Here is a 15,340-nt window from a genome sequence, read left to right on the forward strand (position 1 = left end):
TCCAGCCGGATCGCGGTCAGCGTCAGGCCGTTGCCGCCAGAGCACCAACGCGGGAGACGAAGTCGAGCGAGGCCTGGGCGACCTCGGCCCACCCGTGGTCGATCGTCAGGGAATGGCCGCGGTTCGGCATCACCAGCATCTCGGTCGTGCCGGGATTCTTCGACTGGATCTTGAAGGCCTGCTCAGTGGGCTTGAGGGGCACCGTGTGGTCGAGCTCTCCTCCGATGATCAGGAGGGGTCCGCGGTCCGGGTTCTTCGAATCGACCTTTGTCTCGCTGAAAGGGTTGAGGTTGGCTGTCACGACCTGAAAGATGGGGTTGCCCGCCGCTGCGACGTGGAATTCCTCGTAGAGGGCGCGCGCTTCGTCCTCCTCGAGGGCATTCGCCCAGCCGTACGAGAAGTCCTCGAACGTCAGCGTGACGCCATGCTTCAGGCTGGTGCCGGGGTGCGAGACGACAGGTGCCGACGATTTGAAGGAGGAGATGGGCACCGCCAAGACCCCCTGGAACGGTGCGGGATCGACCGCTACGGTGGCGACGGATGCCCCGAGACCGGCGAGCTTCTGCGCGATCAGTCCGCCGAACGAGTGGCCGACGATGGCCGGCTTCATGGTGAGGGCGGTGATCGCCTCGAGGTAGTGGTCAGTGACCTCCTGCACCATCTTCTCAGCGAACGCGTCGGGGTTCGCCCTCGCATCCTCGACCGATTCGGGGTCGTCGGGCCACCCAGGGGCGATGCTCGTGAAGCCCGCTTCCTCGAAGCGGGCGCGCCAGCGGTCCCAACTGCTGGAGAGCAGCCACAGGCCGTGCACGAAGACGACGGGACGGAGCCCGGATTGGTTGGCTCGTTCAATCTCGGCGAGCTCGTGAGTGGTCAGTGCCATGGTGGTCTCCTCATCGTGGGTGAACACCGACAAGCGTCCTCCGCACATGGTGCGACGGCATCCGTCGTTCATACCTAAGTTCACGGCCGGAGTGCCCTAGATAGAGTGCGAAGCCGGCGAAACGCGGTGCTCGGACCCGCACGCCGCTGTACGGTTGCCGCATGGATCTGACATTGAGTGGACGCGTTGCGGTGGTGACCGGCGCGAGTCGCGGGATCGGTGTGGCAGTCACCCGTTCGCTCCTGCGAGAAGGCTGCACGGTGATCGGGATAGCGCGAGGGCCCAGACCCGAAGACGACGACCTTCGAGACCAGGATGGTTACACCTACATCCGCGCCGACCTCTCCCGTTCGGACGCGATCGAGGCGCTCGCCGATGCACTTCCAGGCAGGATCGATGTGCTCGTCAACAACGTCGGCTCCGCACCGCCGCGGCCAGGCGGGTTCGGCAGCATCACAGACGAGGACTGGACCGGCACACTCTCACTCAATCTGCTCGCCGCGGTGCGAATGACCAGGATGGCTCTGCCGCGAATCCCTTCCGGCGGCGCAATCGTCAACGTCGCGTCCGAGAATTCGAAGCTCCCGGACCCTCTGGTGATGGATTACAGCGTCGCCAAGGCCGGCCTGCTGAGCTTCACGAAGTCTCTGTCAAAGGAGCTCGGGCCGACCGGTGTGCGGGTGAACTCGATCAGCCCCGGCCCGGTGGCGACTGACTTGTGGCTCGGGTCTGGCGGCGTGGCCGAGCAACTCGCCGCCGCGACGGGTGGCAACCCTGAGCAGGTCCGTGCCGGAGCAGAGCAGGCGATGCCAACGGGACGGTTCACCCGCCCAGAAGAAGTCGCCGATCTCATTGCCGTCCTCGCCAGCCCGCGCTTCGGGAACGTGACCGGATCGGACTTCGTCATTGACGGGGGCATGCGACCCACAATGTGAGGGCGATGCTGGAATGTAGGCTTCAGCTGAGGTCAAATGGAGGCGTGCAGCAGGACATCGCCCGCGTGACGACGACCGACGGCACCGGCGTGGCGTATGCCTCGATCGGCGTCGGCCGGCCACTGGTGTACGTGTCTGGCTGGCTCAGTCACCTGCAGCTGAGCTGGGAGCTGCCAGAAGAGCGGGAGTTCCTCGAAGGCCTGGCGCAGGGCTGCCGGCTCGTGCGCTACGACCGCGCCGGATGCGGGTTGTCGGCTCCGTCGACCCGGTCGCCGTCGTTGGCTTCCGAGCTCGATCAACTTGCCGCGGTCGTTGCGACACTCGGTCCAGAACCCTTCGACCTGGTCGGCACGTCGATGGGTGCGCTGGTCGCGGTGGCGTGGACGGCAGCACACCCTTACACCGTCCGGCGGCTGGTGCTCTACGGCGGCTGGGTGTCCGGCGCAGACATTTCCCCGCCCAGCGCGCGGGAGCACCTCCTCGCGCTGGTCGAGTCACACTGGGGGCTCGGCTCCGACGTTCTCACCGACATCTTCGCGCCCGACGCCGATGCTGCGATGCGCACGGAGTTCGCTCGCTACCAACGCGCGTCCTCGACCGCCGCAACGGCGCGGGCACTTCTGGCGATGAGCTACGAGCTCGACGTCGCAGACCTTCTGGCGCGGGTGAGCACCCCGACCCTGGTGGTGCACCGTGCCCAGGACCGGGCCGCTCCCGTCGAGCAGGCCGAAGCGCTTGCCGACGGCATATCCGGAGCGCGCCTTGTGGTGCTGCCCGGCCGCTCGCACCTGCCGTACGCTGGCGACGCCCACACGCTCGTGACGACGATCCGTCGCTTCCTCGGCCTGCGCACGCCGAGCCGCGGCGCCCGCACCCTGACGGCCAGGCAGCTCGAGGTCGCCGCGTTGGTCAGCCAGGGATGCACGAACCGCGAGATCGCCGCACGGCTGGGCATTGACGAACGTTCCGCAGAGGGGCACGTCGAACGGATCCGGCTCCGCCTCGGCTTTCGGTCGCGAGCCCAGATCGCCGCGTGGTACGCCGCCCACCCGGACCGGTCACAAGCGGCGAAGTAGGGTAGTTCCACGCCTGACCCTGCCGACAGCGTCCTGCATGCTGGGCAGATGGACCACTACTCAACCACCGCAACCTCCTCGGCGCCCGGCTTCGAGCTTCACGCCGCGCGCGGCCGTTTCAACGCCGCGTTCTTCCGGGTGATGGACCCGTACATGGAGGGGACGCTTCGCCGGCAGAAACGACGCGTGTTCGCGGGGCTCCCTCGGGTCGTCGTCGAGATCGGGTCCGGTGTCGGTGCCAACCTCCGGTACCTCCCGGCCGGCGGCACCCTCGTCGCCATCGAGCCGAACCGACACATGCACGGACTGCTGCGCGCAGCGGCCAGCCGGGCCGGCGTGAAACTTGACCTTCGCGAGCGCATGGCCGAACAGACCGGTCTCCCCGACCACAGCGCGGACACCGTGATCTCCTCCCTCGTGCTCTGCTCAGTGCAGGATCCGGCCGCTGTGCTCGCCGAGATCCGGCGTGTGCTGCGTCCGGGTGGCACGTTCCGCTTCCTTGAGCACGTTGTGGCCGGGAGCGGTACGCCCACCCGTGCCGCTCAGCGAATCCTCCGGCGTCCGTGGGCGTGGACGTTCGAAGGCTGTTCGTGCGAACGGGATCTGGAGGGTTCGCTGCGCGCCGCCGGCTTCGGGAGCGTCGCCATCGAGCGCTATCGGGTCCACACTCCGTTCCTCCCGTTCAACACCCACATTGCCGGCATCGCGCGGGCATAGGGCCACACTTCACCACGAAAGGACTGTCACCATGTCCACCTCATCGATCTGGCACGGTCAGGTGCCGCCGAGCGTTCTCACGGAGATGAGCCGAGGCTCCCTCATCGAAACGCTCGGCATCGAAGTCACCGGGATCATGCCCGATTCTCTGCACGGTCGAATGCCCGTCGATGCGCGCACAACGCAGCCGGCCGGAGTGCTCCACGGCGGTGCGTCCGTCGCATTCGCCGAGACGCTCACCTCGGTTGCGGGCTTCCTCGCCGTCGATCGAAACCGTTTCCATGTGGTCGGACTGGAGATCAACGCCAACCATGTGCGTCCGGTCTCCGATGGCTGGGTGCACGGCGAGGCCAGGGCGCTCTCCCTCGGCCGGTCGATCCAGGTCTGGGAGGTCCGGATCACGGACGAGGACGGCCGGCTCGTCTGCATCTCGCGTTGCACCCTCGCGGTGCTCGCGACCCCGTCGCGATACTGAGGGGGAGCAACCCGCGCGCAAGCCGGGTGCCGGAATGTAGTACAGTAGACGAGTTGCTTCGGAGGAATCGGAAGTGATTTCGGGTCTGTGGCGCAGCTGGTAGCGCACCTGCATGGCATGCAGGGGGTCGGGAGTTCGAGTCTCCCCAGATCCACCGAATGCCCCTGATGAATCACGAGATTTGTCAGGGGTTGTTTCGTTGAAACGGCCTGAGATCGGCACTCGCCGCCCCGCACGGGGGACCTGGGACGACGACCGTCTTCTCCCGATGGCTAGACTTGTCCGATGTCGTATCGCGCGGAGCTGCTCGGGATCGTGGATGAACTCAAGGGGCGGCTGCCGCGCGTGTGCGGGCTCACAGGGCGGCTGGCTTCGTTGAACGACGGCATGCTGAAGACCTGGAACGATGCCGCAGAGATCGAGTACTCACTGCCGACGACGCTTCCGCCAGCGGCAGAACTGCTCGCGGTCGCATCAGACCCGACGGCCGACCCTGAGCTCGCGGCGAGAGTCGGTCAGGAGCTGTGGATCGTCTCCGGCGACCTCACCGCACCGGCTGTGCGAGTCGCGATCCCGGCGGACGGCGCTGCCTTCCTGCCATCCGGTCGGCTGATCGTGACCGCGCCAAGCGAGCCACGTGAGGGCGCGGACTTCTCCGAGTCGCACCGCGTTATTCTGCTCGAGTCGACGGGCGAGGTGGTCGACGAGGCGGTCGTCGTCGCCCTCGACCCAGAGCCGCACCTCCTTCGCCACCCCGTGGATGCGGCCATCGTCTGCGACTTCGTGATGGGGCAGGACGGCAGCCTGCTGACGGTCATCCGTGACGTTGACGGCAGACTCGACGTCGAGGAGGTCCTCCGCGCGGAGGACCTCGTGACGCTGTCGTTCAGCCCGCTCGGGGACCAGGTCTTGTTCGGCCCTTACCCGTCCGATCCCGAACGAGCCGTCGTGGCGACCTGGCCAGGACTCGCGATCGACTCGACCCTCGACGCCGAGAGCCTCGAGCTCGAGACGGGCTTCGACATCACTGGTGGTCATCTCGCCGACGGTCGCATCCTGCTCCTTGCTGCCGAAACGGGGCCGGTGGTCGCCGACCGGGACCTCGCGGAGGCGGCCCTCGTCGAGATGGTTGACCTCGACGACTACGTCGGCGATGGCTTCGTCGAGAGCATCGCGCCGCTCGGTGCGGAAACCTTCGCAGCGGTGCTCTGGGAAGCCGGTCAGCGCACGACCACCGTCTGGCGCCTCGTCGCGCGGTGATACCCCGTGAACGACTGGGCCGTCGACCGGGCGTTGTGCGTCATCCGGTGCTTTTCCAGCTATAGGATCGTTGGCAGCGCAAACATCGGCGCATTCTCCCTTCACCTTCCCCCACCTGTTGAGAGCTCATGGCACGCACTCTGACCACCGGCGCCCCCTGGCGGGTCATCCTCGTATTCGCTGTTCCCCTGCTGATCGGCAACGTCGTGCAGCAGCTCTACCAGGTGGTCGATGCGATCGTCGTCGGCAGGCAACTCGGCATCGACTCACTCGCCGCGGTCGGCGCCACCGGGTCGCTGCTGTTCCTGCTCCTCGGATTCGCATGGGGTGTCACCTCTGGCTTCGCGATTCCGACCGCACAGGCATTCGGCTCGCGAGACCTCGACGCCGTGCGCAGCTCGGTCGCGACCGGCACGATTCTCACCGGTGCTATGAGCGTGCTGCTCACGATCGGTGCTCCGCTGATCGCCGGTCCGACGCTGCAGCTGCTCCAGACGCCGGATGAGTTGCTCGCCGAGGCGACGGTGTTCGCCCAGATCAGCTTCCTCGGCGCATCCGCCGTGATGTTCTTCAACTACCTGTCCGCGGTGATCAGGGCAATCGGCGACTCGCGCACCCCGCTCATCTTCCTGACGCTCTCCTGCCTGTTGAACATCGCCCTCGTGGTGCTGATGGTCGGCCCGCTCGACTGGGGTGTCGCGGGGGCGGCCCTCGCAACGGTCGTCGCTCAGGCGGTGTCCGTCGTGCTGTGCCTCGACTACATCCGCCGGCGGATTCCGGTCCTGCACGTGCGTCGAAGCGATTGGCGGGTGTCGCGCGCCTCGATCGCCCTGCACCTCCGCCTCGGAATGCCGATGGGCTTCCAGACCTCGATCATCGCGATCGGAACCCTCACGGTTCAGGTGGCGTTGAACGAGCTCGGCGCCGACGCCGTCGCGGCGTACACGACCGCTTCGCGTGTCGACTCGATCGCGGTGGCGCTCCTCTCCTCCCTGGGGCTCGCCGCGTCGATGTTCGCCGCACAGAACCTCGGTGGGCAGCGTCCAGACCGCATCAGGCGAGGGGTCGTCCAGGCGACCTGGATGTCGGTCGGTGCCGCGGTGGCCATCGGTGTTCCGATCATCGTGTTCAGCGAGCAGCTCGTGCGGGTGTTCGTCGGCGACGGCTCCGAGGCGGTCGTCGACGCCGCGTCGTACATGCTCATCGTCGACGGCTACACCTATGCGGCGCTCGGCGTGTTGTTCGTGTTGCGCGGCGTGCTGCAGGGACTCGGCCGCACGGTGGCCCCGACGGTGACGGGCGTCGTCGAGCTCGTCATGCGCGTCGGCGCGGCGATCGTGCTGGGCTCGGCGTTCGGATTCGTCGGCGTCGTCTGGAGCAATCCACTCGCCTGGTTCGGCGCGATCGCGCTGCTCGTTCCCGCCTACATCATCGAGCATCGACGCCTCGGGAAGATGCGCATCCAGCCGCTGGCGCCGACACCGACGACGCCCATCGCGATCGTCGGCCCCGTCGACGGCTCCATGAACGTCGACGCCGTGGTGACCGGTTCGATCCCTGTGCAGGAGTTCAGCGCTCGTTCCGAAGGTCGTACACGCGCTTGAATTTGCCCTCGCTGCGTGGCAGCGTTCCCGGCTCCTCGAGGCGCACCTCCACGGTGGAGCCGATGTGTGTCTTGATCCGCTGCGCGAGCACGAGCGTCGCGGCCTGACAGACCTCGACGCTGAGATCCGGATGCCGCTCGATGCGCACGGTCATGGCACCCATCGGCCCTGTGCGGGTGAGTTCGAGGATGAAGTGCGGCGTGAGCGTCTCGATGCCGAGCACGAGCTCCTCGATCTGGGTGGGGAAGAGGTTCACCCCGCGGAGGATGATCATGTCGTCGTTGCGGCCGGTGATCTTCTCGATCCGGCGCATGCCCGGCCTCGCTGTACCTGGCAGCAGCCGGGTGAGGTCACGGGTGCGGTAGCGGATGACGGGAAACGCCTCCTTGGTCAGCGAGGTGAAGACGAGCTCGCCCATCTCGCCGTCCGGCAGGGTCGCACCGGTCTCGCCATCGACGATCTCGGGCAGGAAGTGGTCCTCCCAGATGTGTGGGCCGTCCTTCGTCTCCAGGCACTCGTTCCCGACACCTGGCCCCATCACCTCGCTGAGCCCATAGATGTCGAGGGCGTCGATGCCGAGTCGGCGCTCGAGTTCGAGCCGCATCTCGTTCGTCCACGGTTCGGCGCCGAGCACGGCCACTTTCAGGCTGCTCGAGTGCGGGTCGATGCCGGCCGACTCCATCGCATCAGCGATCGTGAGCAGGTAGCTGGGCGTGCAGAGAATCGCGTCGGGTTCGAAATCCGTGATGAGCTGCACCTGCCGCGCGGTCTGGCCGCCCGACATCGGGATGACGGTGGCACCGAGCTCCTCGATGCCGGCATGGGCGCCGAGGCCGCCGGTGAACAGGCCGTAGCCGTACGCGTTGTGCACCTTCATGCCGGCTCGGATGCCGGATGCGCGCAGCGACCTGGCCACGAGCGTTGCCCAGTTCGCCAGGTCGCCCTTCGTGTACCCGACGACGGTCGGGCGGCCCGTCGTCCCCGAGGACGCGTGGATGCGCGCGACCCGGTCCATCGGAACCGCGAACATGCCGAACGGATAGGTCTCGCGCAGATCGGCTTTCGTCGTGAACGGCAGCCGTGCGACATCCGCGAGGGTACGGATGTCACGCGGGTGCACGCCAGCCGCATCGAACTTCGCGGTGTACAGCGGCACGTTCTCGTAGGCATGGGCGACGCTCCACTGCAGCCGCTCGAGCTGCAGCGCCTCGATCTCGGCCCGACTCAGGCGCTCGGCGCCGTCGAGTTCGGCGGGGCTCGGGGCGCGCAGTGTGGTTGTCGTCGTTGACATCGGCTGGCTCCTTGTTAGCGGTTGGTGGTGAAGCTGCGCCCGCGGAACTCGGCGACGGCAGCGCCCGTCTCGTCGGTGACGCTGACGTCGTAGATGCCGGTGCGGCCGCTCCGGGTGCGGCGCATCGCCGTCGCTGTCAGCGTCTGCCCTGCGTGGGTGGACTTGAGGAAGGTGATGTCGGCGCCCGCCGCGACGGTGACCGATTCGTCTTCGTTGCAGGCGATGGCGAAGGCCGTGTCGGCGAGGGTGAACACCAGCCCGCCGTGGGTGATCGCGAAGCCGTTGGTCATGTCCTCGCGCACGAGCATCGACACCACGGCCACGCCGGGCTCGTCGCTCTCAACGACCATGCCGAGGGCGGATGACGCCTTGTCGCGCTGCATCATGATGCGCATCGGGTTCGCATCCGCGCTCGCGTTCGCTGCCGCATCCGTCATAGTGACTCCTCGTTGAGTGCGCCGGTGGTGTGTGCACGACTATAGCCCAAGCTGAACGATCGGTCAGTAGCCGTCCGGCCGGTTGACGCGGTGCAGCCGGCATGGCACGCTTGGCAGAACGAACGGTCAGTAGGTTCGCGACAAGGTAACGGAGCCATGGCGGAAGCATTTGTAGTCGGCGGCGTGCGCACCCCGATCGGCCGATACGGGGGAGCGCTCGCCCAGGTGCGCCCGGACGATCTGGCCGCGCTGGTCATCGCCGAACTCGTCGCCCGCACCGGCGTCGACCCGGCCGCCATCGACGATGTCATCGTCGGCGCCGCGAACCAGGCCGGAGAGGACAACCGCAACGTTGCCCGCATGGCCGGCCTGCTCGCCGGGCTGCCTGTCACGGTTCCTGGCATCACCGTCAACCGGCTCTGCGCATCCGGCCTCTCCGCCGTGCAGCTGGCCGCGAGCATGGTCAAGTCCGGCGATGCGGATGTCGTCATCGCCGGCGGCGTCGAGTCGATGACGCGTGCGCCGTGGGTGCTCGCCAAACCCGAGAAGGCCTTCGCCAAACCGGGCGAGATCGTCGACACCTCGATCGGCTGGCGCTTCACGAACCCGAAGCTCGCCGCCCGCGACAAGTACACCTTCAGCATGCCGGAGACGGGCGAGGAGGTCGGTGTGCGGGAGGGCATCAGCCGGGAGGATGCCGATGCCTTCGCCCTGCGCTCGCACCGGCGTGCCGTCGCAGCAGCCGCCGCCGGACGATTCGACGAGGAACTGGTCGCCGTGGAGACGCCGAGCGGGCGTGTCGCCGCCGATGAGGGGCCGCGCGCCACCACCACGATGGAGGCCCTCGCCGGCCTGCGCCCGGTGGTGCGGGGCGGAACTCTGGTCACGGCCGGGAACGCGTCCTCGCTGAACGACGGAGCAGCCGCCATCCTCGTCGCCAGCGAATCCGCGATCGCGCGCCTCGGGTTGACGCCGCGGGCACGCGTGATCGGCGGGGCATCCGCCGGCATCTCGCCGGAGGTGATGGGCCTCGGCCCCGTGCCGGCGATCGAGAAGCTCATGGCCAGGACCGGCGCGGACCTGGCCGGCTTCGACGCGATCGAACTCAACGAGGCCTTCGCGACACAGGCGATTGGCGTCATGCGCCGCCTGAAGCTGCGCGAGGAGATCGTCAATGCCGACGGCGGCGCGATCGCGCTCGGCCACCCGCTCGGCGCCTCAGGCACCCGCATCCTCGTCACCCTCCTCGGCCGCATGCAACGCGAGGGCGCGGCCCGCGGCCTCGCCAGCATGTGCGTCGGCGTCGGCCAGGGCGCCGCACTCGCGATCGAGGCCGTCTGATGGCGGCGTACACGAGCTTGGCGGTCGACACGGATGCCGCCGACCGACTGCACATCCGCCTGAACCGGCCGGATTCGAAGAACGCGATCACCCAGACCATGGTCGACGAACTGCACGCGGTCTGCGCCGAGCTCGAGGAACGCCCCCGGGTACTGATCCTCTCGGGTGCAGGTGGTGTCTTCGCCTCCGGCGCCGACATCGGCGAGCTGCGCGAGCGCCGCAGTGGCGATGCGCTGGCCGGAATCAACTCCGCCCTGTTCGTGCGGGTGGCCGCCCTGCCGCTCCCGGTGATCGCCGCGATCGACGGCTGGGCGCTCGGCGGCGGGGCGGAGCTCGCCTACGCCGCAGACTTCCGCCTGGCCACGACGAGCGCCAGAATCGGAAACCCAGAGGTGAGCCTCGGCATCGTGGCCGCGGCCGGGGCCAGCTGGCGGCTGGCCGAGCTGGTGGGGGAGCCGCTGGCCAAGGAGATCCTGCTGGCCGGGCGCATCCTGAACGCGGAGGAGGCCCTCGCGGTGCGGCTCGTGACGGAAGTGCACGACGCGGACGCCCTGATCCCGGCCGCGCACGCGCTGGCCGATCGGATCGGCGCGGCGGACCCGCTCGCGCTGCAGTTCACGAAGGCCCTGATGCGCGCCCCGCGGGACGCGCACCCACTGGCCGACAACGAGGCCCAGGCTGTGCTCTTCGAATCGGAGCAGAAGTTCGCCAGAATGACCGCGTTCCTCGAGAGAAGAACCGAGAGGACGAAGCGGTGACCGTTCCGAGCGAGGTCGGCGTCATCGGCGGCGGCCGGATGGGCGTCGGCATCGCACACGCCTTCCTGCTCGCCGGTGCGAACACCGTCATCCTGGAACGGGATGCCGACGCGGCAGCACAAGCGCTGGCCGCCATCGAATCGGCCGTGCTCCGCAGCGTCGAGCGCGGCAGCGCGGGGGAGGATGCGGCCACGCTGCTCGAGCGCTGCGCGGTGACCACCGAGGTGCAGCGGCTCGCCACCGTCGGCCTGGCCGTCGAGGCGGTTCCGGAGGACCCGGAGCTGAAGATCGCCATGCTCGGCCGGGTCGAGGCCGTTCTCGCGGACGACGCCTGGCTGGCCACGAACACCTCCTCGCTGTCGATCGCGCTCCTCGCCGCCGGCCTCGCCCGGCCGGAACGATTCTGCGGGCTGCACTTCTTCAACCCCGTGCCGAGCTCGACCCTGGTCGAGATCGTCAGGGGCGCAGGCACGAGCGACGAGCTGACGGATGCCGCGCGCGACTGGGTGCACGCGATCGGCAAGACCCCGATCGTCGTCAACGACTCACCGGGCTTCGCCAGCTCGCGGCTCGGCGTCGTCGTCGCCCTCGAGGCGATCCGCATGCTCGAGGACGGCGTCGCATCGGCCGAGGACATCGACACCGCCATGGTGCTCGGCTACAAGTTCCCGGTCGGCCCGCTGCACCTCACCGACCTCGTCGGCCTCGACGTCCGCCTCGGCATCGCCGAGTACCTGCACGGCGCCCTCGGCGAGCGCTTCGCCCCGCCGGCGCTGCTGCGCGAGAAGGTTGCGGCCGGACTGCTCGGGCGCAAGAGCGGCGAGGGCTTCTTCACCTGGCCGGAGCCGAAACCCACAGGCGAACCGCACACCACGAAGGATCACTGATGACCACGACAGACACCACAACCCGCGTGCTCTCGAGCTACCTGCAGGGCGCATGGTGGGCGCCGGAGAGCGGCGTTCCCGTGCGCGATGCCGCAACGGGGGAGCTCGTCGCCTACGTCGGCGCCGACGGGGTCGACCTGGCCGGGGCGATCGACTACGCGCGGTCCGTCGGGCAGGCCGCGCTCGGCGAGCTGACGTTCCACCAGCGCGCGCTCGTGCTCAAGGCCGTGGCCGGCCACCTCAACTCCATCACGGACGAGCTGTACGCCTTGAGCGACCGCACCGGGGCCACCAGGCGCGACTCGGTGATCGACATCGACGGCGGAATCGGTGTGCTCTTCACCTACGGCTCGAAGGGGCGCCGCGAGCTGCCGAACAGCACCGTCTACGTCGACGGGGCGCCGGAGAACCTCGCGCGAGACGGCTCATTCGGCGGCCAGCACATCTACAGCAGGGTGCCTGGCGTCGCCTTCCAGGTGAACGCGTTCAACTTCCCGGTGTGGGGCATGCTCGAGAAGTTCGCGCCGGCCTTCCTCGCCGGCGTCCCGAGCATCGTCAAGCCGGCGACGCCGACCGCCTTCGTCACCGAGGCCTGCGTGCGGGCGATCATCGACTCCGGCCTGCTTCCCGAGGGATCGCTCCAGCTCATCACCGGCTCCGTGCGTGGTTTCCTCGATCAGCTCGATGTGCGCGACAAGGTGAGCTTCACCGGGTCGGCGTCGACGGCACTGGCCCTCTCCGGCCACCCGCACGTGCTCGAGATCGGGGTCGACCTCAACTGCGAGACCGACTCGCTGAACGCGGCGATCCTCGGCCAGGACGCCGAGCCGGACACCGCGGAGTTCACGGCATTCGTGGCATCCGTCGTCACCGAGATGACCGCGAAGGCCGGCCAGAAGTGCACGGCCATCCGGCGCGTGATCGTGCCGCGCGACCGCATGGATGCCGTCACGGCGGCGATCGGCGCCCGGCTCGAACAGCGCGTCGTGCTCGGAGACCCGCGCGCCGATGGCGTCACCATGGGACCGCTGGCCAGCCTCGAGCAGCTCGCCGAGGTGCAGAAGAACGTCGCGGCGCTCCTGGCCGGCGGCGGCGAGATCGCCTGGGGCAGCCTGGATCGCCCGGAGGTGCTGCACGCGGACGGTACCGTCGCGCCCGCACCGGACGGTGCGTTCATGTCTCCGGTGCTGCTGCGCTTCGATGATTCGGATGCCGCAGCGGTGCACGACATCGAGGCCTTCGGTCCCGTGGCCTCGCTGATCGGTTATGACAGCGTCGCGGATGCCGTGCGCCTGGCGAACAGGGGCGGCGGCTCGCTCGTCGCGACGATCGCGAGCATCGACCAGGATGCCGTCGCCACCCTGTTCGGCGGCATCGCGCCGTTCCACGGCCGCGTGCTGGTGCTCGACGGCAGTGTCGCGCGCACGAGCACCGGCCACGGTTCGCCGGTTCCGCACCTCGTGCACGGCGGGCCGGGGCGTGCAGGCGGTGGCGAGGAGCTCGGCGGCATCCGCTCGGTTCTGCACTACATGCAGCGCACGGCGGTGCAGGGCTCGCCGGCGGTGCTCACCGCGCTCACCGAGCAGTGGCGGGCGGGCGCGCCGAGCGTCGCCGATGCCGAGCACCCGTTCCGGAAGCCGCTGTCGCGGTTGCGCATCGGCGACGCCGTCGCCTCCGAGGCGCGCGAGATCACCCTCGAGGACATCGGCCACTTCGCCGAGTTCACCGGCGACACCTTCTATGCGCACACCGACGAGGAGGCCGCTGCGGCCAACCCGTTCTTCCCCGGCAGGGTGGCGCACGGTTACCTGTTGCTCTCCTTTGCCGCCGGGCTCTTCGTCGACCCGGCGCCCGGGCCGGTGCTCGCCAACTACGGGCTCGAGCACCTGCGCTTCATCACGCCGGTCTCGCCCGGCGACAGCGTGCGGGTCACGCTGACCGCCAAGCAGATCACGCCGCGGGAGACCGACGAATACGGCGAGGTGCGCTGGGACGCGGTGCTCACGAATCAGAACGACGAGATCGTCGCGAGCTACGACGTGTTGACCCTCGTCGCCAAGGAGTGATCGGGTAGTCTCGCAGAATCTGCGAGCACGGAATCTGAGGAGGGGGCCTCATGCAGTCAGCGCCGATCGCACTCGAGCGCGCTCCGCGGCTGCAGCGGCGGCGGCGAACGCAGGCCCCCGACCGCAGGAACCGGGCCGCCGGGCTGGTCGGCCTGTTCGCGTTCGCGGTCTCGCTCGCCGGGGCCTGGATCCCGTCCTACTGGTTCGACGAGGTCGCCACGCTGATGGCGTCCCGGCTGAGCTGGACGGAGCTGTTCGCCTTCACCCGTCACATCGATGTCGTCCATCTCGCGTACTACTCGCTGATGAAACTCTGGAGCGGCGCGTTCGGCGAATCCGAGCTGGCCACCCGCTCCTTCTCCGCGCTGGCCATCGGTGCGGCGGCCGCCGGCCTGGTCGTGCTCGCGAGTGCGCTCACGAGTGTCCACGTCGGCGTGATCTCCGGGGTGGTCTTCGCGATCCTGCCGCACACGACGTTCATCGGCGTCGAGGCGCGCTCCTACGCGCTGAGTGCGGCGATCGCCGTGTGGTCGACCGTCATCCTGCTGCTCGCGCTCCGCAGCACGCGCCGACGGTGGTGGCTCGTCTACGCGGCGGTGATGACCGTCGGGGTCTACATCTTCCTGTACTCCATCCTGATGCTTGTGGCGCACGGCGTGTACCTGGTGCGCCATCACCGGGTGCGCCGCCAGCTGCTGCCCTGGCTCGTCACCGCGGCGCTCGTGACGCTGGCGGCGCTGCCCCTGATCTGGGCCGGCCTGGACCAGAAGGGGCAGATCTCCTGGATCGCCTACGAGCCCACCCGTGACCTCTGGGCGCTGTTGACCGAGCCGGCGTTCCAGCTGTCGCGCGATGTCGCGGCGCTCGCGTGCGTGGCCGCCCTGCTGATCGCGCTGTGCTTCGCCCGGCGTCTGTCTGGCGGTCGGCGCAGGCTGGCGGGCCTCGCCCTCGCGTGGTTCTTCATGCCACTGCTTGTGCTGCTGATGGCGGATGCCGCGGTCGGCTCGGTCTTCACGCCCCGCTACCTGTCGTTCGCGGTGCCGGCCGTCGCGGTGCTGCTCGCCATCGCGTTCACGCTCACTCCGCTGAAGCCCGTCGCCTGGCTGCTGGTGCTCGGCCTCGCGCTGGCCTGCCTGCCCGGCTACCTCGCGCAGCGGGCGCCGCTGGCGAAGAATCACGGCAGCGATCTTGCGCAGATCGCCGACCACATCGAGGAGAACGCACTGCCGGGGGACGGGATCTTCCTCGACGACCCCGACTTCGGCAACACGCAGCCGCGCCTCGCGCTCTCCGGCTACCCTGCGGCGTTCGCCAACACCAGGGATGTCGCATTCACCCGCTCGTTCAGCACGACGGGCGGCTTCTCCGACATCACGCGCGACCTGGAATGGCTCGGTGATGGCCTCGACGGAATCGACAGGCTCTGGGTCGTCACCGCCGGCGAGCCGGGCTCGCCTGAGGCGCGCAGCGCGCGGCTGGTCCTGGGATCCCAGGGCTTCGTCGACGTCAGCGAGACCGAGACGAACCTCTCGACGATTGTGCTGTTCGAGCGTTAGTCGTGCACGCGGATGCCGTCGAAGGCCACCGTGATCACGTCATCCGCCAGCTGG

General features: G+C 68.7%; 14 protein-coding genes and 1 tRNA gene. 12 read left to right on the forward strand and 3 right to left on the reverse strand.

The features are described from left to right. Window positions 1-22: 22 nt before the first annotated feature. Window positions 23-883, reverse strand: coding sequence for an alpha/beta hydrolase (locus EV379_RS07100; RefSeq protein WP_130505518.1), 861 nt, complete (start codon window positions 881-883; stop codon window positions 23-25). 161 nt (window positions 884-1,044) lie between these two features. Between EV379_RS07100 and EV379_RS07105 the strand changes: the two genes are divergently transcribed. From EV379_RS07105 to EV379_RS07135, 7 genes are all read left to right on the forward strand, one after another. Continuing rightward, the gene (locus EV379_RS07105) at window positions 1,045-1,818 is read left to right on the forward strand and encodes an SDR family oxidoreductase (RefSeq protein WP_130505519.1); all 774 of its coding nucleotides are present in this window, start codon (window positions 1,045-1,047) and stop codon (window positions 1,816-1,818) included. A gap of 44 nt (window positions 1,819-1,862) precedes the next feature. Continuing rightward, on the forward strand, window positions 1,863-2,894 hold the full coding sequence (locus EV379_RS07110; protein WP_130505520.1) for an alpha/beta fold hydrolase: 1,032 nt from the start codon (window positions 1,863-1,865) through the stop codon (window positions 2,892-2,894). Between the two features lie 48 nt (window positions 2,895-2,942). Beyond that, entirely contained in the window at window positions 2,943-3,611 is a 669-nt protein-coding gene (locus EV379_RS07115; RefSeq protein ID WP_130505521.1) for a class I SAM-dependent methyltransferase, read from the forward strand. A 31-nt stretch (window positions 3,612-3,642) separates the two neighbouring features. Further along, window positions 3,643-4,086, forward strand: a complete 444-nt coding sequence (locus EV379_RS07120) for a hotdog fold thioesterase (RefSeq protein WP_130505522.1) — start codon at window positions 3,643-3,645, stop codon at window positions 4,084-4,086. Window positions 4,087-4,167: 81 nt separating this feature from the next. Further along, window positions 4,168-4,240, forward strand: a tRNA-Ala gene (locus tag EV379_RS07125). Window positions 4,241-4,371: 131 nt separating this feature from the next. After that, window positions 4,372-5,346, forward strand: coding sequence for a hypothetical protein (locus EV379_RS07130; RefSeq protein WP_130505523.1), 975 nt, complete (start codon window positions 4,372-4,374; stop codon window positions 5,344-5,346). 128 nt (window positions 5,347-5,474) lie between these two features. Continuing rightward, window positions 5,475-6,950 carry an MATE family efflux transporter gene (locus EV379_RS07135; RefSeq protein WP_130505524.1) on the forward strand — a complete coding sequence of 492 codons (1,476 nt, stop codon included), beginning with the start codon at window positions 5,475-5,477 and terminating at the stop codon, window positions 6,948-6,950. Here the strand turns inward: EV379_RS07135 and paaK are convergent. Further along, a complete protein-coding gene (gene paaK / locus EV379_RS07140; protein ID WP_130505525.1) occupies window positions 6,916-8,241 on the reverse strand; it encodes a phenylacetate--CoA ligase PaaK in 1,326 nt (441 codons plus the stop codon). The two genes, EV379_RS07135 and paaK, sit on opposite strands and share 35 nt — an antisense overlap. A 14-nt stretch (window positions 8,242-8,255) precedes the next feature. Next, window positions 8,256-8,678, reverse strand: a complete 423-nt coding sequence (paaI, locus tag EV379_RS07145) for a hydroxyphenylacetyl-CoA thioesterase PaaI (RefSeq protein WP_130505526.1) — start codon at window positions 8,676-8,678, stop codon at window positions 8,256-8,258. A gap of 156 nt (window positions 8,679-8,834) precedes the next feature. Here paaI and EV379_RS07150 point away from each other — a divergent pair, with 156 nt between their 5' ends. Genes EV379_RS07150 through EV379_RS07170 form a run of 5 tightly spaced genes read left to right on the forward strand, consistent with a single transcriptional unit; the run spans window position 8,835 to window position 15,286 of the window. After that, complete coding sequence (locus EV379_RS07150) at window positions 8,835-10,019, forward strand: acetyl-CoA C-acyltransferase (protein WP_130505527.1); 1,185 nt, start codon at window positions 8,835-8,837, stop codon at window positions 10,017-10,019. Next, entirely contained in the window at window positions 10,019-10,777 is a 759-nt protein-coding gene (locus tag EV379_RS07155) for an enoyl-CoA hydratase/isomerase family protein (RefSeq protein ID WP_130505528.1), read from the forward strand. The genes EV379_RS07150 and EV379_RS07155 overlap by 1 nt, the downstream gene beginning before the upstream one ends. Further along, window positions 10,774-11,664 carry a 3-hydroxyacyl-CoA dehydrogenase family protein gene (locus EV379_RS07160; RefSeq protein WP_130505529.1) on the forward strand — a complete coding sequence of 297 codons (891 nt, stop codon included), beginning with the start codon at window positions 10,774-10,776 and terminating at the stop codon, window positions 11,662-11,664. Before EV379_RS07155 ends, EV379_RS07160 begins: the two co-directional genes overlap by 4 nt. Then, the gene (gene paaZ / locus EV379_RS07165) at window positions 11,664-13,730 is read left to right on the forward strand and encodes a phenylacetic acid degradation bifunctional protein PaaZ (RefSeq protein ID WP_130505530.1); all 2,067 of its coding nucleotides are present in this window, start codon (window positions 11,664-11,666) and stop codon (window positions 13,728-13,730) included. Before EV379_RS07160 ends, paaZ begins: the two co-directional genes overlap by 1 nt. A gap of 50 nt (window positions 13,731-13,780) precedes the next feature. Continuing rightward, the gene (locus EV379_RS07170; RefSeq protein ID WP_130505531.1) at window positions 13,781-15,286 is read left to right on the forward strand and encodes a glycosyltransferase family 39 protein; all 1,506 of its coding nucleotides are present in this window, start codon (window positions 13,781-13,783) and stop codon (window positions 15,284-15,286) included. Window positions 15,287-15,340 lie beyond the last annotated feature (54 nt).

Source organism: Microterricola gilva, assembly GCF_004217495.1.
GTDB classification, from domain to species: domain Bacteria; phylum Actinomycetota; class Actinomycetes; order Actinomycetales; family Microbacteriaceae; genus Microterricola; species Microterricola gilva.

Bases quoted from the DNA above. Each gene is read 5' to 3' on its own strand.
- EV379_RS07115 (WP_130505521.1), top strand. From the start codon at position 2,943: ATGGACCACTACTCAACCACCGCAACCTCCTCGGCGCCCGGCTTCGAG.
- paaZ (WP_130505530.1), top strand. From the start codon at position 11,664: ATGACCACGACAGACACCACAACCCGCGTGCTCTCGAGCTACCTGCAG.
- EV379_RS07150 (WP_130505527.1), top strand. From the start codon at position 8,835: ATGGCGGAAGCATTTGTAGTCGGCGGCGTGCGCACCCCGATCGGCCGA.
- paaI (WP_130505526.1), bottom strand. From the start codon at position 8,678: ATGACGGATGCGGCAGCGAACGCGAGCGCGGATGCGAACCCGATGCGC.
- EV379_RS07120 (WP_130505522.1), top strand. From the start codon at position 3,643: ATGTCCACCTCATCGATCTGGCACGGTCAGGTGCCGCCGAGCGTTCTC.
- EV379_RS07130 (WP_130505523.1), top strand. From the start codon at position 4,372: ATGTCGTATCGCGCGGAGCTGCTCGGGATCGTGGATGAACTCAAGGGG.
- paaK (WP_130505525.1), bottom strand. From the start codon at position 8,241: ATGTCAACGACGACAACCACACTGCGCGCCCCGAGCCCCGCCGAACTC.
- EV379_RS07155 (WP_130505528.1), top strand. From the start codon at position 10,019: ATGGCGGCGTACACGAGCTTGGCGGTCGACACGGATGCCGCCGACCGA.
- EV379_RS07100 (WP_130505518.1), bottom strand. From the start codon at position 883: ATGGCACTGACCACTCACGAGCTCGCCGAGATTGAACGAGCCAACCAA.
- EV379_RS07105 (WP_130505519.1), top strand. From the start codon at position 1,045: ATGGATCTGACATTGAGTGGACGCGTTGCGGTGGTGACCGGCGCGAGT.
- EV379_RS07135 (WP_130505524.1), top strand. From the start codon at position 5,475: ATGGCACGCACTCTGACCACCGGCGCCCCCTGGCGGGTCATCCTCGTA.
- EV379_RS07170 (WP_130505531.1), top strand. From the start codon at position 13,781: ATGCAGTCAGCGCCGATCGCACTCGAGCGCGCTCCGCGGCTGCAGCGG.